This window comes from Paraburkholderia sp. BR14374, assembly GCF_040948685.1.
Classification (GTDB): Bacteria; Pseudomonadota; Gammaproteobacteria; order Burkholderiales; family Burkholderiaceae; genus Paraburkholderia; species Paraburkholderia youngii.
This window is the reverse complement of the sequence record NZ_JBFPKF010000007.1, coordinates 1-16985: the sequence shown is the minus strand read 5'-3', so window position 1 is coordinate 16985 and position 16985 is coordinate 1. Positions and strand designations below refer to the sequence as shown.

The following is a 16985-nucleotide window of genomic DNA, read 5'->3' as shown; positions in this document are numbered from 1 at the left end:
GCCGTGTACTAACACAACTTTGGAAATGCTCATTCGCGCGCTCCAGATCAGGCAAATCGTCGCAGAGGTCAACCCGCGATAATCATCTCCGCCGCCTTCTCAGCCACGGCGATCGTCGCGGCGTTCGTGTTGCCCGAAATGATGTTCGGCATGACGGAAGCGTCGACCACGCGTAGCCGCTCGACACCGCGAACCCGCAACCGGGTGTCGACTACGGCCATGTCGTCGGCTCCCATCCGGCAACTGCCTACCGGGTGGTAGCCGATGCCCACGTGTTGGCGCACGTACGTCTCCCACGCACTATCGCTTTCAGGCAACGACGCAGGTTCATGATCGCCGATCACGTGTCTCGCCAGCGGGGTTGCGGCGAACACCTCGCTCACAAGACGGCTGCCCTTGATGGTCAACGCAAGATCGCGTGGATCACCGAGCAACGCGTGCTCGATGACCGGCTTCGAGCACGGATCCAGATCCTTCAGGCGGATCCGTCCGCGGCCGTGGGGTCTCAGCACCTGCGAGCCGATCGTCACGCCTGCCTGCTTCGCGAGCGCGGGATGTCCGCCGACGAAAGCTATCGCCAGCGGCAAGAAACTCATGGCAATGTCCGGCTCGGTCAGTTCGGGTGCGCTGCGCGCGTAGGCCATCGCGTGGACGGCTATCGAGGTCAGAATCCCTCTCTTTACCGTTGCATACTTCAGCAGATGTCCCGCGAGACGCAGTGCGCCCACCATTGTGTTGTACGTCGGCACGTCGGTCAGTCGGCTCTGGGAAACCCCGCAATGTTCCTGCACATTACGGCCGACGCCGGGCAGATCGGCGACGATTTCAACACCCATCGCGGACAGATCGGCACCAGCGCCGATGCCGGATCGCAGCAACACGCCGGGCGAAGCGATCGTTCCCGCACTCAGCACAACTTCGCGGCGAGCGGTAAAAGTGCGCCTCTCGCCTGCGACAATCACCTTCACACCAATCGCCCTCCGTCGTTCGAAGAGCACACGGTCCACGATCGCGTCAGTCGTGACAGTGAGATTGGGCCGATCTAGCGCAGGTTCGAGGTAGGCCTTGCGAGCGCTGCAGCGTTTGCCCTTCCGGGTCGTGCCATAGACGATGAATGATCCATGCACGTCGCCTGCGCAATACTCGGCACGCGCTGGCATCCCGCACTGCCCCGCAGCCTCGAGAAAGGTGTGAGCCAATGGATGCAGTACGCGCGGCGGCGAGACGCTCAGCGGACCATCAGAGCCATGCGCCGGGGACGCGGGACCGGTGAAATTCTCGGACTTGCAGAAATACGGAAGTAGATCGTCGAATGCCCAGCCCGGGCACCCGCTGTCCCGCCACGCGTCGTAATCTCCACGCTGGCCACGGATATAAACCATCCCATTGATGCTGCTGCTTCCACCTAGCGCCTTTCCCGCTGCCCATGTCGTCACGCGCGCACCGGCGGAGGGATCGGGCGCGGTCGCATAAATCCAGTCCGCCTTGGGATTGCCCATCAGCGCGAAACTGCCGGCTGGCACGTCGAAGAGAAATCCCTTCCCTTCCTTGCCCGCCTCCAGCAGCAACACGCGTGTCGAAGGATTCTCGCTCAATCTCGCCGCAATGACGCACCCAGCCGAACCGCCGCCGATCACGATATAGTCGAAAACGCTTTCGCTCATCGCTTGCCTTCTCTGCGCGCAACGAAGACGTTCTTGAGTTGCAGATATTCCTCCATACCGGCCCAGCCACCCACCCTGCCGAAGCCGCTTTGGCGGTATCCGCCGAACGGCGCGCCGGGTGCCATCGACGCGAAGCCGTTGATGTTCACGTAGCCCGCGTCGAGGCGCTCGGCGAACGCGTGCGCCCGGTCGAGATCATTGGTGTGCAGATAAGCACCGAGCCCGTAACGGGTACCGTTGGCGATCGCGAGCGCTTCTGCGTCATCGGCAAACGGAGTGATCGACAACACGGGACCGAACACCTCGTTCTGTTCCAACGCACTCCCGGGCTGCACATCGGCGAACACGGTCGGCTGGATAAAAAAACCGTTGGCCAGTTCGCCGCCCAATCGCTCGCCGCCCGCAACCAGCTTCGCGTCGCGTCGCGCTTGCGCGATGATGCCGAGGATACGATCGCAAGCCGACTGGCATATCACCGGTCCGGCGACCGTGCCGGAATCGAAGGGATCACCTACCTTCATGCTGGCAGCCACCGCCGCGGCGCGCGCCACCATTTCGTCGTAGCGGGATCGGTGCACGAGCAAACGGGTCGGGTTCACGCAACCCTGCCCGCTCAGCCCCAATGCGCCATACACCGCCTGGATCGCTGCGGCGTCGAGATCGGCGTCTTCGAAGACGAGATTGGCGGACTTCCCGCCCAGTTCCAACGCGACCGGCTTCAGACATGCCGCCGCTGCCGCCATCACACGCCGCGCGACGCCTTCGCCGCCCGTGAACGTGACCTTGGCGACGTCGGGGTGAGCCACGAGCGCCTCGCCAGCCTCGGCCTCGCCGGGCACGACGTTGAACAGACCCGCTGGCAAGCCGGCCTGATGAGCGAGTTCAGCGATGTGCAGCGCGACGAAAGGCGCAAGCGCTGGCGGCTTCAGAACGACGCCATTGCCGGCCGCGATTGCCGGCAGCGCCATCATGCAGGTCGCCATCAGCGGACCGTTCCAGGGAATGATGACGCCCACCACACCATAAGGCTCTCGCCGGGTGTAATTGAAGCCCGGCGCCGGATAAGACTCGCCGTACGAACCTTCGATCTTGTCGATCCAGCCCATGTAGTGATCGACCCAGCCCAGCGCCATGTCCATCAGCGGCAATCCCACTGGAATGCCGGACTCCCGGGCGCCGAGAAATGCCAACTGCTGCTGGTTCGCTTCGAGCAGCTCGCCGAGGCGCCTGAAGCATCGTGTCCTCGCGCGCGGCCCCATCTCCATCCATACGCGTTGGGCCGCCTTGGCCGCCTTGACGGCGCGGTCGATGTCGCTCGCGCTAGCCAGGCGCACAACGGCCTGAGGACGACCCGTCGAAGGGTTGACGTGCTCGATGGCGTCGCCATCACCTTCGACAAATGCGCCGCCGATAAAGAGTCGGCCGGGGACGTCGAGCGGGTGTTGATGCGAGGGGGAAAGTGACATGTGCTGTTCCATTGAGCGTTTGACTTCTCGAGGCAGAAGACGCGTGCAGGAACAGACGCCGGGCGCGCCGTCGTGGTCGGTTTTGTCGTCTCCTGAACGTTCTGCTGCCCGGCTGACGCGCGACGCGAGCCGGCTCTGATAAATTCGATTCTAGCGATGGCCCATGCTTTACACTGCTTACCGAACGGAACATCTAGAGTGACTTTCTTTCATTAATTGACGATGCCCGAAATCCGAAACCTGCAGCCTTTCGTTCAGGCCGTCCGTTGCGGCAGCTTCATCGCAGCGGCCACCCGGCTCCAGGTCACACCGCCTGCCGTCAGCAAGAGCATTGCCGCTCTGGAGCGTGAACTGGGCGTGCGCCTCTTCAACCGGACCACCCGCAAGCTCAGTCTGACGAGCGAAGGGCGGCAGTTCTTTCAACGCGTGGCGCCGTTGTTGAGTCAACTCGACGAAGCCGTCGCGGATGTGCGGCGCAGCCCTGAGCATCCGGAGGGGGTGATCAAGGTTTCGGTGACGCCCACGTTCGGAAGGCATTGCCTGACTCCGGTGATCGCGGCGTTTCTGCAACGTTACCCGCTCGTCGAAATCGACATCAGCTATGACGAGGTTGCGCCAAGTCTGGTCAATGACGGTGTCGACGTGAGCATTCAGCATGCGCGCGGACGAGGAACCAACCATGTCTCCCGTCCGCTGTGTGACTACCCAATCGTACTGGTCGCGAGTCAGGACTACCTCGAACGCAGGGGCGTGCCGCAATCGCCGGATCAACTGGCCGCACATGACTTCATCGGCATCCGGATGCCTTTTGGGCTCGCGGCGCTTCATCTCGAACGCTTGCCCGGCGGCACGCGAAAACGAACCAATCGCGGGGAAAAGGCGTTCATCCATCATCCCCGCGGCCGCCTCACCGTCGCGGGTCAGCCGGATACCAGCCTGATCGCCGCTCTCAGCGGCGCCGGCATCACGCCGTCCTCGGTGCCTGTGGTGCTGCCGTATCTGCACTCCGGAGCGCTCAAGATCGTGCTTCCCGACTACAGGGTGCGCGGAGACGAGGCGGAGGGTGCGGGACCACGCATTTACGTGCACTATCCCCACCGCCAGTATCTGCCCGCGAAAGTCAGGGTTTTCGTGGACTACCTGCTCGAACGCTTTCGGACAACCGATTTCGGCAAAGCGCAACTCGACGGATATTCGGCCTGAGCGCCGGCCGCCTTCACTCGCGGTCGGTGCCGCGCCGCCGATACGCGGAAGGACTCGTCGAAACGTGCTTGCGAAAGATGTTGCGAAATGCGCGCACGTCCGAATAGCCCACCATGACGGCGATCTGCTCGACGGAGATCTGCGTGTTGCGCAGCATCCTCTTGGCAGACTCGATGCGCAGTGAACTCGCATAGGCACGCGGCGTCACGCCCAGGCTACGTGTAAAGCGACGCAGCAACGTGGCATGACTGACGGCGAGGAGGTCCGCCAGCTCGCTGATCTTGAAGTCCTGAGCGAAACGCTGCGCGAGCCAGAATTGCGCGCTGCTCACGAGCGGATCGTCGCTCGTCAGGCGGCCTTCCTCGCGCTCGCCGTCGGTGCCGGTCGTCGATGCGAGCCATTGAGCGGTGTGCGGCGATATCGCACGATCGACCAGACGGGCTACGAGTTGCCACTCGCTTGCCGGCACGCTGCAAGTGTGCACGCCGTCATGCTCGGCTATCGTGGAACCCGGGTCCACGCGCACCTTTGGAAAGCGCGACCGGAACAGGCTTCTGAGCACTCGCGGGACCGCTGCCGGGCCACCGTCGAGCAAGCCCGCCTGCGCGAGCAGCGCCCCTGCCGTGCCGCTCGCTGCCAATACTGCTCCCCGCGCACGCTGCCAGCGCAGCCAGTCCGTCACCGGCTCCGCGTGGTCGAGGAGCGTAACGAGTGCCTCTTCACTGGCGACCGCAAAAGCCGGGACATAGACGATGCGGTACTCGGTATCGCCAAGCAGGTTCCCGTCACTCTCCATCCTTCGCCCGCCGGCGAACTCCAGGTCGTTCCCGTTGGCGCCGAGAAGACGCACCTGGGTCTTCATCGTGTGCCGGTAGGGAGGAGCGAACTGCCCAAATATGTGTCGTGCGATCAGCGCGAATCCGTCTACGAGCGCGCCGACGCTCGATAGATAACTGCCTGGCAGCACGAGCGCGGCAACGTCTTTTACCGGTTCAGTCGGAGCGGCGGGCTTGCGAATTTCGATCCCCCAATATGCAGATTTTGATCCTCTTTCGCCGCGATCTTAGCACGCATCATCGTTGCTATCGCCGGCCACCAGAACGGCGGGGAACGCGGAATCGCATCCGCTGCCAATAGCCGCGCCGTCGCGGTCAAACAGGAGACAGAAGTGAAGAACCTCGAAGAAAAGCTTGCCTACGGTTTAAAGGTATTCGGCGAAATCATGGGTGAAGACAAGGCAGCCGGCTTGCGCGCCGCGAGCGAGTCCACCGGCTTCGGATCCGACATTTCGCGCCTTGCCGTCAACTACGCGTTCGCGGATGTATGGGGCGACGACAAACTCGAGCGCAAGCAGCGCAGCCTCGTCACGCTGGGCATCCTCATTGCCAACCGGCAGACGCTCGAACTGAAGAACCACGTCCGCATTGCCGTGCGCAACGGTCTGAGCGCACGCGAACTCGAAGGTGTACTGATGCAGGCGCTCCCGTATGTCGGCTTTCCTGCCGTCGCCTCCGCTACCACGGCCGTTCTCGAGACGCTGCGGGAACTGGGCATCGACACCACCACCCGCACCTCGGAAGAGCGCGGCTTGCTGTAAGGCGCCATCGGAGCGCCCCGCGATCTAAGGAGACAATTTATGAGCACGCCAATCATGGATATCGTGCCGGCAATGCGCGAATTCAACGTTTCCAACGACCTGATCGGCGATCACGCCGCGCTGCAAGCACGATGGAACGAAGACGGCTACCTGTTTTTCCGCGACGTTCTGGACCATGAGCCGCTGGAGCGCATGCGCGGTCTGCTGGTCGACCACCTCGACAGCCACGGCTTCGTGGACCGCAACGATCGAGACGTGCGATGGACCGGCAAAGAACGCGAAAACTTCAGCTTCTTTCCTGTGAAGGCGATGAATGAACAGCGTGCCGCACGCACCGTGATGGAAGACCCGGCGATTCGTGCGTTCTTTCAGCGGCTGTTCGGCGTACCGCTTTACTGGGTGCCGTTCACCGAATACCGCACGTCGCCGCCCGCTATCGACAAAAGCCGCACGCGCTTCGACTTCATTCATGAAGATGCCATCTACAGCGACCGGCTCGATTTCATCATCTGCTGGATTCCGCTCAGCGATATCGATGCGCAAGTTGGCGGGCTGGCCGTAGCGGAAGGATTGCACAAGCTTCCGTGTCTGCACAGGAAAGACGGCGACAAGATCATCCCGATCGATCTCGCTAGCGTGCCCGAAGACGCATGGCGCCGCACGAATTACCGCTTGGGCGACGTCCTGTTGATGAGTCGGCGCACGCCGCACTCCGGCCTCAGCAATCATTCGGATCGTTTTCGTCTTTCTCTCGACACGCGCATTCTGCCGCACGGCGGAAGTTTCCCGTTCGAGCCGCGCCTGCCGTATGTGGGGACGCTGACGTCGATCGCATCGGACCAGATCGTCGTGCGCGACGCGCATGGCGACCATGTGCTGCGACTCGACGAGACGAGCTATCTGCGCGGTTTCCAGGGCAACCGTCTGCGCGGAGACGAAATCGCCGACGTTTATCAGCCGGGCTGCGAAGTGATCGTTGCGCATGAAGGCGGCCTCGTTCAAACGCTGCGGCCGCAGCACTGATCGTCGTATCAGACGCGAAGACGAGGCATCGTCTTCGCGCCACCTCACGCCTTACGTTTCCAAAGCATCGGCTCACGCTCCGCTCCCACATTAATTGAACATCGTGCTAGTATCAGAACGCGTGCTTCGGAGCACGAGGCCGCGCATCTGCAATTACTGTCACCGGGATCAGCGGCATCGCGCGCGAACCGTCCAGGCATGACACGCCTGGCCTGCGTATCGTTCGACCACGGGACAAGTCATGATCGATTCATCCGACGCGGTACTGGTCATCGGCGCCACTGGCATGCAAGGCGGTGCCACGGCTCGGCATCTCGTTGCGGCTGGGCGCAAGGTGCGTTTCCTGACACGAAATCCAGACTCGCCGGCTGCGCGTGCACTTGTCGAAATCAATGCGCAGGCCCTCCAAGGAGATCTGGACGACAGCGACTCCCTCGAAAAAGCGCTGGAGGGCGTCGGTTCCGTCTTCTCCGTTCTCCTTCCTGATTTTGATCGCAGCGACAGCGAACGCCGCCAAGGCTTTGCGCTCATCAACGCAGCACGTAACGCGGGCGTCGCGCAGTTCGTTCATACTTCGGTGGCGCAGGCGGGCAATCACGAAACGTTTCCCGGCTGGAACGACAAGCGTTGGAACCGAAAATACTGGACGGACAAATGGGACGTCGAAGAGGCCATTCGCTCGGCGGGTTTCCAATCGTGGACGGTCTTGCAACCCGCATTTATGATGGACAATCTGGCTGAGCCGAAAGCAGCCGCGATGTTTCCGCACCTACGCGAAGGCCTGCTGCTCACCGCATTACTACCCGACGCACGACTCGACTGGATTGCCGCCGACGACGTGGGTGCGCTCGCGACCAGCGCGCTAAACGATCCGCAACGCTGGCACGGGCAAACCGTGCCGCTGGCGTCCGAAAAGCTCACGATGTCCGAAGTCGCGCAGCGCCTCGCCAACGTAATGGGTGTACAGATCCGCGTTTCGCACGTCTCACCGGATGAAGCCAGAGCAAAGGGACTCTTACCGGGATGGGTGAATGCACAGGAATGGATCAACGCGGTCGGGTATCGCGTCGATCTCGATGAGCTTTCCGAACGTGGTGTCCAGCTCACTCCGATGGTGGACTGGATCGATGCGAATCGACAGCGCATCCCACTCGCATAGCGGTCGTTGCGAAGCAATCGATCTGTCGCACGTGCGAGAAGTCCTGCTTATGTCCAGCCCCAAGCAATGGAAAATCCACGATGAATGACCGTGCACCCTCATGGTTCGATGGCGCGATGACGCAGCCGCGTCGATCCCACTTCACCGAAGGCAGCGGGGTCAGCGTGCACTATGTCTCGTGGAATGCCGCAGACACAGCTAAGCCGCCCCTCGTTTTCGCGCACGGCTTTCTCGGGCACGCGCACTGGTGGGACTTCATTGCGCCGTTCTTCACCGATCGCTTTCGCGTTTTCGCTCTGGATTTCAGCGGCATGGGCGACAGTGCCTACAGGCAGGAATACAGCGCCGGCATTTTCGTGCGCGACCTCGTCGCCGTCGTGGATGCAATCGGCTCTGGACCGTGCGTCGTGGTCGGCCACAGCTTTGGCGGATCGCGTCTGCTTCAGGCGTGCGCGACCTTTCCCGATCGTCTCTCGCATGCAATCGTGCTCGATTCGTATTTCATGCTACGCGGCGACAACTTGCCTGCGGTGGAAAGACGGCCGCCGCCACGCCCCTATCCGGACTGGCGTACCGCCGTCAGTCGCTTTCGACTCATCCCTGAACAAGATTGCGAGCCGTGGCTGCTCGAGCATCTCGCGCAAACATCGCTTCGTCAAACCGCCGACGGCTGGATATGGCGCTTCGACCCGAAGCTGCGGACTCTCCAGCCGGTCGAAGGCGAGGAAGACCTGCTGAATCGCATCACAGTACCCGTCAGCTACGTTCATGCCGAGTGCAGCAGCGTGGTCAGCGCCGATCGCGCTCGCCGCATCGTGGATGCGATTCCCGGCGCGAAGGGCCCCATCACGATGCCACGCGCAGGCCATCACATGATGCTTGACCAGCCACTCGCGCTGGTGAGCCTGCTACGAGCATTGCTGGCATGAACCCCGACATGCGCGATCCGACGACAACGCCGTGGTCGACCGAGCTGCCTCTCTCGGCCCTGATTGCGCACGCGGTCGAAAAGCGCGGCGCCACTGCGCTGCATTTTCATACCCAGGGCGGTGCCTACACTTGCACCACCCGGTCGCTGCTGCACGACGCGAAAGAGATAGGCCGGGCGTTGAGAGCCATCGGCCTGCGTCGAGGCGATGTGATCGCGATACAACTGCCCACCCAGCGTGAGACTGCGTTGCTGTATCTGGCTGCACTCGAGATTGGTGCGGTGCTCGTGCCAATCGTGCACATCTACGGTCCCGCCGAAGTCGGCTTCATCCTTCGACAATCGCGCGCCCGATTTCTTTGCGTGCCCGACTTTTGGTCCGGCACCGACTATCTGGAGCGTGTCGCCGCGCTTGGCAACACGCCCGACCTCGAGCGCGTTATCGTCGTTGGCGATCGGGCGCCCTCGAACGGCATCACATTTGACGCGCTGCAACGACTCGCCGCGACAACGCATGATCAGCGCCCTGTCGACCTGCCAACGTCGGAAGATACCTGCCTGCTGCTGTACACGTCGGGAACGACAGCCTCGCCGAAAGGCGTGCAGCACTCTCATCGCACCGTAGGCGCAGAGTGGATGATTCCATTCATCGACGGGCCAGGGCCGTATATGACACCCTTCCCTGCTGGTCATATTGCAGGCTTCAATTTCCTGTTGCGTCCGTTCATAACCGGCACCGAAATGGTGTTTATGGACCGATGGGACGCCTCACTTGCCGCGCGACTGGTCGATGAGTATCGCGTGCGCCTTTCTGGCGGCACACCGTTCCATCTTCAGGCGCTTCTAGAAGCCGCTCGCCGCGACGGGCGCAGTTTGGCGTCCCTCGTGTCTTACGGCCTGGGCGGCACAGGCGTCACGCCGGAGCACGTCGCGATCGCCGACCAGGCCGGATTCGCCGGAACCCGCGCGTACGGGCTGACCGAGCATTCGACAGTGAGCGTCGGATGGGCCGATTCTCCCTTTGATATCCGGGCCTGCACGGACGGCCGCATTCAACCCGGCTCGCAGGTGCGCGTCGTCGACGAGTTGGACAGCGACCTGCCTACGGGACGCGACGGTGAGATTCTGATCAAGGGACCAGAGTTGTTTGTCGGTTACACCGATCCCGCGCTCAATGCGACCGCGTTCACGCATGATGGCTGGTTCCGGACCGGCGATATCGGCCGCGTCGACGAAAGCGGCTGCCTGACCATCACGGATCGCAAGAAAGACATCGTCATTCGCGGGGGAGAAAACATCTCGTCGCTCGAAGTAGAGCGAGTGCTTGCCACGCACCCGGCCGTGCGCGATGTCGCCGTCGTCGCGCAGCCAGACGCGCGATATGGCGAAAGAGTCTGTGCGGTCGTCGTCTTGCACGAACACACCTCGCTCGATCTGAGCGCAGTCCAGACCCACTTTGCCGCTGCGGGAGTGGCGAAGCAAAAGACGCCGGAACACCTTTGCGTGGTTTCGGAACTGCCGCGTACGCCTTCAGGAAAGGTGAAAAAAGGCGATTTGCGCAAGCAGCTTGCGGCGCAATAATAGTGGGTCGGTCGATATTTATCGAGCCTGGCCGTCGTGGCGAGACTTAAAAAATCGATCTCGCCGCCTTGACACCTCATCGGACGAAATAAGGCGATCATAGATCGCACGCGCCGCGGCCATACCCGCATCGAAATCGGCCGATTCGGCCGCGGCGGCGATAGCATTCAGACACTCGCTTTTCACCGCCTCGCTACAGCTGAGGCGTGAGCGCGCCTCGGCAACCACGGAAACCGGATCGCAATCGGGCAACGGCAGCCGGCGAATCAACGGTAATGACGTGCTCCCTACCTTCTCACGCGCCAGTTCTATCGCAACGCGCAACAGGTGCTCCTCATCGCCCTCAACGATCCGGTCGAATAACGCGGTGCCGCGGAACGTTCCTGCGCGCACGATCTGAGCGCCAAGAATGAAATCGATCGACTTTGCGAGGCCCAGCACGCGCGGCAAACGCTGCGTGCCGGAAAGAGGGATCACGCCGAGCTTGCATTCGGGCAGACCGATCTGCGCATTGTCCGCGACCACACGGTAGTGGCACACCAGCGCGGTTTCCAGGCCGCCACCAATTGCGAACCCGTGGATAGCGGCTACAACCGGCTTGTCGCTCGCCTCGATCACCGGATGAACATGCATCGACAACGCTGGCGCAGCCGTTGCAGCAGAAGTGCCGAATTCGCGAATGTCGCCTCCCGCCGAAAAGCCGCGTCCACTGCCGGCAAGCACGATCGCGCGAGCAAGCGCATCGCGTTGGGCTGCGTCGAACGCAGCGACGAGTCCACGGCGCAGCCCCAGCCCTAGACCGTTGACCGGTGGATGGTCCATCGTGACGATAGCGATGTCGTCTTCTACACGATACGTTACGTCGGCGAAGCGCTGCGGCTGGCAATGCATCATCTGTTGTTGGCTGTAGCGTTTGACGAGGCCGGTAATGTGTGGCTAGCGGCTGTTCGCAAGCCAGCTGGGCATATCCGCTGGCCACGGATCGGCGTACACCGCGTGCACACCCATCGCGGTCGTGTAGGCCAGGTTCAGTACGTTGCAAAATGCGATGAAAGCCAACACCCGAAGCGCCGTGCGAACCGCTGGACGACAGTCGATACGATCGACGCCTCGCTCGATGGCCGTATGTCCGTTCTTGTCGACGCTCAGCAGAATGAAGGCCGACGCCACGAAAGCAGACGGAAACAGCAAAAACTCATAGACCGGAAACTGGTAGTAGTGACCGCCCCAGAAAGAAGCGCTCTGGAACGCACCTGGCCACGCGTCGAACCCCATGAACCGGCTGGCAGAGATGTCGAGCAAGCCCATTGTCATCCAGATCACGGCGAAGCCCGCGAGCGCGAGTCGCAGGTTGCCGGCACGAGGCCAACGCTTGCGGGTCGCACGCATCGCCCACAACGCCACCACGGCGGTGCCCGTGAAGGTATAGAAGTAGCTTGGCGCGTCGATCAGAATCGGCTCGGCGATGCGAGCATGCGACGATTGCCAGAACGGAATGAAACGGCACCAGCAGCCGAAGTTCAGCGCATGGGCGTTATAGGTGAACATCGGTCGAAGAAAGTCCAACCACGGATCAAGCCAATATGCTGAGAGCCAGCCGATCATCATCAAACGCACCGCGTCGATGCGGCGACTCTTGACGATTCCGTAGACATACCAGATCGCTACTGGAATCAGGATCAGCACGCTGACCCACTGGTAATGGTCGATCGTCGCTTTCACGGACTCTGGAATCGGATCCGCGCCCAATTCCACGGGGCGGAAGTCCTCTGAACGAATCCATGCCACATAGGCGCGGATTTGTGCAAAAGCGAAAAGCGCACCGAGCGCTGCCCACGCATACACCCTATGCCAGGTTGTGCTGCTGCGCGGGGCGACCATTTCCGACATGCGTTGCCTCCTTCATCACGCCGTCATTCACCTATGTGAATGTTGATCGCAAAAATGTACTCCTACCGATGCGGCTACGTCAAGCGCATACGCAGGTTATCGACCCATGAGCTCGTGAATCTCGTGATCGAGCGCCGCCTTCGCGAACCGAGGCGCGACTGCGCAATTGTTGACTTCCGCCTGCCACTCCACGGGATTCACAAGCCAGAAGAACAGCCCATAAACGATGTGGCGCCGGTAAGCATCCAGCGCGCTTTCAAATGACGGCGGCTTGTCCACGCCGTGAAAAGCGAGCCGCTCGAGATAGTATTCGAGCAACTCACGCTCCCATCGCGGCCGATCCGCGATATCGAGTGCCGATATCAGAAAGTACGTGACGTCATGGGCCCACGGTCCGCGTCGATACGCCTGCCAGTCAAGCAAGCCGGGCTTGCCGTCGCGGTCGAAATAGAGGTTGCCGAGGTGCACGTCGCCGTGAAGAAACGTCATCGGCCCGATCCGGTCGAAAGCACGCAGATCGAGGAGCGCCTGCTCCATCCAGTCACGATCATGAAACCGCTTAGGCACTGCAGCGCCGCGCGGCAACTGTGTATAGCTGGCGAACACATCCGGTTTCAGTTGGCCCCAGTGATACGTGCCCGCCTCGCCGTCGGGCAGCGGGTCCTGCGCGGGGAGCCAGCCCAGTTCGCCACCGTTCTCGAGCGCAGGCGATTGCCAGAACTGCGCATGCCACCGCGCCTGGGCATCCAGATTTGCCGCCGCCTGCGCAAACGTCAGCGGCCGCTGCACGCGACAGAACTCCACTTGCCGAGAACGTAGATCCTCGAGGATCACGATTGACTGCCCGCTTCGACTGTCCGTCTCTGCATAGAAGCAGGCAGGCACATTCGCAAGTAAGCACGGATGGACTTCTTTGAAGAACCTCGCCTCGTATTCGTATATGTAGGCGTTCAGATTGCGATACTCGGGAACGAAGCCGCCCTTGACGATCAGAGACTCCGGCATGCCAAGCTCGCGTCCTCTTGCGTTGTAAGCGAGACGCACCCTGACTTTGGTAGCCGTGCCGTACATCACGTCGTCTATAGCCAGCGATTTGATCGCTACGCCCTCATGGCTCTGGGCGAGCGCCGAGGTCAGCCATGAAGGTGTGATTTCCTCGACCTGCAACGGAAGCCTGCCGGTGTCTGACTGTGGCCCGTGTGATTCCGTCAGGGCGAGGTTTTTCTTCGCAACACTCATCTTGACGCGCTCCTGTGAGTTCCGTGTGCGTTCGTGCTCGACATCGTCCACGCGCATGTTGCGCGGCACGTCTGAAGGCTTACAACGAGGGAAATCCCGGCTGGCGCTTCTGTTTCTTTATTAGCACGACGTGCGTTTATCTGCACGGCCCCGCTTCGACGGCTCGCTAACACGGCGCCGAGCCGGCTTTTTTCTCGCGGTTCGCGAAAGCGCGGAATTAGTGAAATTCGTTCACTCTAATCGTTCCGTCCAGTAACCATTGTGTACCGGGTGTTGTGGCTAGAATTCATAAAAATGCCTAAACCGAGCCCCCCAGGAGACAACTCGATGACCACGACCGTGCTTGAACGGCTATTCGGCATTAGCGGGAAAATCGCTGTCGTTACCGACAAGGGACGCAATTCCAGCATCGATATTGCGCCGGTTCTGGCCGAGGCCGGCGCGCGGGTGGTAGTCGCGGATCACAGTGCCGCGCATATGCAACCGGTCGTCGACAAGATCCTTTCGGCGGGCGGCGAAGCGATCGCCATCGAGACGGACGTGGAACGCGAAGCGTCGGTGATTGCCTTATTCGATCTGGTCAAGGCCACTTGGGGCAGCCCGGACATCGTAGTCAATTGCGCGGCGATGACCAATAACGGCCCGCTTACGGAGTTCTCAGAAGCCGCCTGGGACGAAGTCATGGCGATCGACCTGAAGTCTGTGTTCTTTTGCATGCGAGAAGCGATCAAGCACATGCTCGCCGCAGGCCGGGGTGGACGCATCGTGAACGTCACCACCATGGGCGCCACCCATGCCGTGCTTAATGGCAATGGCGCCTATGGCGCCGCGCGCGCCGGCGTCGCGGGGTTAGTGCGGTCCGCAGCGCTCGACTATGCCCGATACCGGATTCTCGTCAACTGCGTGCTGCCCGGCGCGGTGCCCGGCAAGGTTCAGTTTCATCCGGATATGCAGGCTCGCCTGAAGACAGGACAACTCACCGGACCCGGTACGGATGCGGAGCGACGTCTGCCGCTCGGATGGGGCGACCCCGTCGATATCGCCGCCGCGGTGCTTTATCTCGCGGGGCCATCGGGCCGCTATATGACGGGCCAATCGATTACGCTCGACGGCGGATTTCTGATTAGCTGAAGGCGTCGGCGGCCCGAACTTCATCGACCAATCAAACCGGAGCATTCCATGTTTAGTGAAACGCAGATCGGCGCGCGCCTCGCGCAGATTTTCAATCTCACGGGCAAGACTGCCGTTATTACCGGCTCTGCGCAAGGTCTCGGCCGCGAGACCGGGCGGCTGCTTGCCGAGGCCGGCGCTAATGTCGTGATTGCCGACCTGAACCCGGATGCCGCTTCCGCAACAGCAGCAGAGATCGAAGCCAACGGCGGCGTCGCGATTCCATGCAAAGTCGACGTTGCCGACGAAGCATCCGTCAAGGCACTCTTCGCCGCCGTCGATGCAAAGTTCGGCGGTGTGGACATTCTGATCAATAACGCCGCGCACCGTTCGAAAGCCGAATTCTTTGAAATGTCCGTCGAACAATGGGACCAGATGCAGGACGTCACACTGCGGGGCACGTTTCTGTGTTGCCGCGAGGCTATCACGCGTATGAAGGCAAAGGGCGGCGGTGGCTCGATCGTCAACATTTCCTCCGTTGGCGCACTTCGACCCACGCTGTGGGGCGTCAATGCCCATTACGACGCTGCGAAGGCTGGCGTTGATAGCATCACGCGATCACTCGCCAGCGAGTTCGCAGCCGATGGCATCCGCGTCAACTCGATCCTCCCAGGCGGCATGGCCAGCGAAGGCGGCAAGAACATCAGCGCGACCTTCAAGATTCGAGGACCAATCGTTGGTGCAGGCCGAGTTCCGATGGGACGGATGGCCGCCCCGATCGAGGTCGCCCAAAGCGTGTTCTTCCTCGCAAGCCCTGCCGCTAGCTATGTCACTGGACAGATCATCGCCGCGGACGGCGGCTTCACGGTTAGCTAGGTAACTGCCACTGCGTGGCTCGCCCGACTGCAAAACATCAGGACACTGAAATGCCAAAGATTACGTTTATCGAGCACGACAACACCGAGCATATCGTCGATGCGATTGCCGGACAGTCGTTGATGCAAGCAGCAATCGACAATTCGGTGCCCGGCATCCTCGCAGACTGCGGGGGCTATTGCAATTGCGCGACTTGCCATTGCTACGTCGACGATAGGTGGACCGCAAAGATTCCGCCTGTAAAACGCGCAGAACTCGACATGCTGAGCGGCGCTATCGATACCAACAACAACAGCCGACTCGGTTGCCAGATTCAATTGACCAACGACCTCGATGGGTTAGTCGTCCGGCTACCCGTTTCGCAAGTCTGACAAAGCCCACGGCGAAAACCTGTTCGCGGAGAACACACATGTCTCACAGCGCGGTCCCTCTCGTACCAGTCCCCGACCACGTTCCTCACGAGCTCGTGGTGGATTGGGATTTCAGCAAGCCTCCCGGCGGCGAAGCCGACATCATCAGCGCATGGAAACGTCTGCACGATGGTCCGGAGATCATCTGGACGCCGTACAACGGCGGTCACTGGATTCTCACGCGAGCGGAAGACATCGAATTCGCGCAGCGCAATCACGATCCGTTTTCCATGCGCGAAATCACGCTGCCCGCTAGTACAACAATGCAGATCTTGCCGCTCTCTGCCGATCCGCCTGAGCATGCCGACTATCGCGCACTGATCAACCGCTTCTTCGCGCCGAAAGTGATACGCGACATGGAAGGCGAGATCCGTGAACTGGCTGTCTCGTTGATCGAAAGCTTCCGCGAAAAAGGCCGATGCGAATTCATGGCCGACTTCGCGATGAAGTTTCCCATCACGATCTTCATGCGGCTCGTGAACCTCCCGCTCGCCGATCTGGACGATCTGCTTGCGTGGACCGAGGCGAGCGTTCGCGCCAACGATCCCGAGCGTCGAGAGTGGTCGCAGCGCATGCTGTTCGGCTACCTGGAGAGCATCATTCGTGAGCGCCAGAAAGAGCCGGGTACGGACCTGATCAGCGCAATAGTGAATGGAACCGTGTTCGACCGGCCCCTCACGGAGCAAGAGATCCGCGGCATGATGGTCAACGTCATCTTTGGCGGGCTCGACACTGTCGCGTCCACCATGGGCTTTGCGGTGCTCTATCTCGCTCGTAATCCCGCGCATCGTCGTCAGCTGGCGGAGCACCCGGAGCTGGCGGGCAACGCGGTGGAGGAA

At 61.4% G+C, this 16985-nt stretch carries 16 protein-coding genes; 10 read left to right on the top strand and 6 right to left on the bottom strand.

Going from position 1 to position 16985, the window contains the following annotated elements; genetic code table 11:
• Positions 1 to 68 precede the first annotated feature (68 nt).
• Positions 69 to 1664: a GMC family oxidoreductase gene (locus AB3X86_RS17920; RefSeq protein ID WP_368597009.1), complete on the bottom strand. Its 1596-nt coding sequence runs from the start codon at positions 1662 to 1664 to the stop codon at positions 69 to 71.
• Positions 1661 to 3130 (bottom strand): aldehyde dehydrogenase, encoded by a 1470-nt coding sequence (locus tag AB3X86_RS17915; protein WP_368597008.1) that lies wholly within the window; start codon positions 3128 to 3130, stop codon positions 1661 to 1663. Before AB3X86_RS17915 ends, AB3X86_RS17920 begins: the two co-directional genes overlap by 4 nt.
• Before the next feature lie 222 nt (positions 3131 to 3352).
• Between AB3X86_RS17915 and AB3X86_RS17910 the strand changes: the two genes are divergently transcribed.
• Positions 3353 to 4333 carry a LysR family transcriptional regulator gene (locus AB3X86_RS17910; protein ID WP_368597007.1) on the top strand — a complete coding sequence of 327 codons (981 nt, stop codon included), beginning with the start codon at positions 3353 to 3355 and terminating at the stop codon, positions 4331 to 4333.
• A 13-nt stretch (positions 4334 to 4346) separates the two neighbouring features.
• On the opposite strand, the gene AB3X86_RS17905 is transcribed toward AB3X86_RS17910, so the two are convergent.
• On the bottom strand, positions 4347 to 5300 hold the full coding sequence (locus AB3X86_RS17905; protein WP_368597006.1) for a GlxA family transcriptional regulator: 954 nt from the start codon (positions 5298 to 5300) through the stop codon (positions 4347 to 4349).
• 201 nt (positions 5301 to 5501) lie between these two features.
• On the opposite strand from AB3X86_RS17905, the gene AB3X86_RS17900 reads away from it, so the two are divergent.
• The 5 genes from AB3X86_RS17900 (at position 5502) to AB3X86_RS17880 (ending at position 10621) form a co-directional block, all read left to right on the top strand.
• Positions 5502 to 5930: a carboxymuconolactone decarboxylase family protein gene (locus AB3X86_RS17900; RefSeq protein WP_176111409.1), complete on the top strand. Its 429-nt coding sequence runs from the start codon at positions 5502 to 5504 to the stop codon at positions 5928 to 5930.
• 39 nt (positions 5931 to 5969) lie between these two features.
• Complete coding sequence (locus tag AB3X86_RS17895) at positions 5970 to 6953, top strand: phytanoyl-CoA dioxygenase family protein (RefSeq protein ID WP_368597005.1); 984 nt, start codon at positions 5970 to 5972, stop codon at positions 6951 to 6953.
• A 241-nt stretch (positions 6954 to 7194) separates the two neighbouring features.
• Entirely contained in the window at positions 7195 to 8112 is a 918-nt protein-coding gene (locus tag AB3X86_RS17890) for an NmrA/HSCARG family protein (RefSeq protein WP_368597004.1), read from the top strand.
• Positions 8113 to 8192: 80 nt separating this feature from the next.
• Complete coding sequence (locus tag AB3X86_RS17885; RefSeq protein WP_368597003.1) at positions 8193 to 9041, top strand: alpha/beta fold hydrolase; 849 nt, start codon at positions 8193 to 8195, stop codon at positions 9039 to 9041.
• Positions 9038 to 10621, top strand: a complete 1584-nt coding sequence (locus AB3X86_RS17880) for an AMP-binding protein (protein ID WP_368597002.1) — start codon at positions 9038 to 9040, stop codon at positions 10619 to 10621. Before AB3X86_RS17885 ends, AB3X86_RS17880 begins: the two co-directional genes overlap by 4 nt.
• Positions 10622 to 10639: 18 nt before the next feature.
• On the opposite strand, the gene AB3X86_RS17875 is transcribed toward AB3X86_RS17880, so the two are convergent.
• The 3 genes from AB3X86_RS17875 to AB3X86_RS17865 all read right to left on the bottom strand — a co-directional run bounded on the left by AB3X86_RS17875 (position 10640) and on the right by AB3X86_RS17865 (position 13750).
• The gene (locus tag AB3X86_RS17875; RefSeq protein WP_368597001.1) at positions 10640 to 11512 is read right to left on the bottom strand and encodes an enoyl-CoA hydratase-related protein; all 873 of its coding nucleotides are present in this window, start codon (positions 11510 to 11512) and stop codon (positions 10640 to 10642) included.
• A 45-nt stretch (positions 11513 to 11557) separates the two neighbouring features.
• Positions 11558 to 12502, bottom strand: coding sequence for a spirocyclase AveC family protein (locus tag AB3X86_RS17870; protein ID WP_368597000.1), 945 nt, complete (start codon positions 12500 to 12502; stop codon positions 11558 to 11560).
• Between the two features lie 105 nt (positions 12503 to 12607).
• Positions 12608 to 13750: an aminoglycoside phosphotransferase family protein gene (locus tag AB3X86_RS17865; protein ID WP_368596999.1), complete on the bottom strand. Its 1143-nt coding sequence runs from the start codon at positions 13748 to 13750 to the stop codon at positions 12608 to 12610.
• Positions 13751 to 14077: 327 nt separating this feature from the next.
• Between AB3X86_RS17865 and AB3X86_RS17860 the strand changes: the two genes are divergently transcribed.
• The 4 genes from AB3X86_RS17860 to AB3X86_RS17845 form a co-directional block, all read left to right on the top strand.
• Complete coding sequence (locus tag AB3X86_RS17860; RefSeq protein ID WP_368596998.1) at positions 14078 to 14881, top strand: SDR family NAD(P)-dependent oxidoreductase; 804 nt, start codon at positions 14078 to 14080, stop codon at positions 14879 to 14881.
• Positions 14882 to 14929: 48 nt separating this feature from the next.
• Positions 14930 to 15736 carry an SDR family NAD(P)-dependent oxidoreductase gene (locus tag AB3X86_RS17855; protein WP_368596997.1) on the top strand — a complete coding sequence of 269 codons (807 nt, stop codon included), beginning with the start codon at positions 14930 to 14932 and terminating at the stop codon, positions 15734 to 15736.
• Positions 15737 to 15786: 50 nt separating this feature from the next.
• Positions 15787 to 16107: a 2Fe-2S iron-sulfur cluster-binding protein gene (locus AB3X86_RS17850; protein WP_368597285.1), complete on the top strand. Its 321-nt coding sequence runs from the start codon at positions 15787 to 15789 to the stop codon at positions 16105 to 16107.
• Positions 16108 to 16376: 269 nt separating this feature from the next.
• On the top strand, positions 16377 to 16985 hold a 609-nt coding region (locus AB3X86_RS17845; RefSeq protein ID WP_368596996.1), incomplete at its 3' end, for a cytochrome P450.

Bases quoted from the DNA above. Each gene is read 5' to 3' on its own strand.
- AB3X86_RS17855 (WP_368596997.1), top strand. From the start codon at position 14,930: ATGTTTAGTGAAACGCAGATCGGCGCGCGCCTCGCGCAGATTTTCAAT.
- AB3X86_RS17850 (WP_368597285.1), top strand. From the start codon at position 15,787: ATGCCAAAGATTACGTTTATCGAGCACGACAACACCGAGCATATCGTC.
- AB3X86_RS17875 (WP_368597001.1), bottom strand. From the start codon at position 11,512: ATGCATTGCCAGCCGCAGCGCTTCGCCGACGTAACGTATCGTGTAGAA.
- AB3X86_RS17880 (WP_368597002.1), top strand. From the start codon at position 9,038: ATGAACCCCGACATGCGCGATCCGACGACAACGCCGTGGTCGACCGAG.
- AB3X86_RS17895 (WP_368597005.1), top strand. From the start codon at position 5,970: ATGAGCACGCCAATCATGGATATCGTGCCGGCAATGCGCGAATTCAAC.
- AB3X86_RS17915 (WP_368597008.1), bottom strand. From the start codon at position 3,130: ATGTCACTTTCCCCCTCGCATCAACACCCGCTCGACGTCCCCGGCCGA.
- AB3X86_RS17890 (WP_368597004.1), top strand. From the start codon at position 7,195: ATGATCGATTCATCCGACGCGGTACTGGTCATCGGCGCCACTGGCATG.
- AB3X86_RS17865 (WP_368596999.1), bottom strand. From the start codon at position 13,750: ATGAGTGTTGCGAAGAAAAACCTCGCCCTGACGGAATCACACGGGCCA.
- AB3X86_RS17860 (WP_368596998.1), top strand. From the start codon at position 14,078: ATGACCACGACCGTGCTTGAACGGCTATTCGGCATTAGCGGGAAAATC.
- AB3X86_RS17920 (WP_368597009.1), bottom strand. From the start codon at position 1,664: ATGAGCGAAAGCGTTTTCGACTATATCGTGATCGGCGGCGGTTCGGCT.
- AB3X86_RS17870 (WP_368597000.1), bottom strand. From the start codon at position 12,502: ATGGTCGCCCCGCGCAGCAGCACAACCTGGCATAGGGTGTATGCGTGG.
- AB3X86_RS17910 (WP_368597007.1), top strand. From the start codon at position 3,353: ATGCCCGAAATCCGAAACCTGCAGCCTTTCGTTCAGGCCGTCCGTTGC.
- AB3X86_RS17885 (WP_368597003.1), top strand. From the start codon at position 8,193: ATGAATGACCGTGCACCCTCATGGTTCGATGGCGCGATGACGCAGCCG.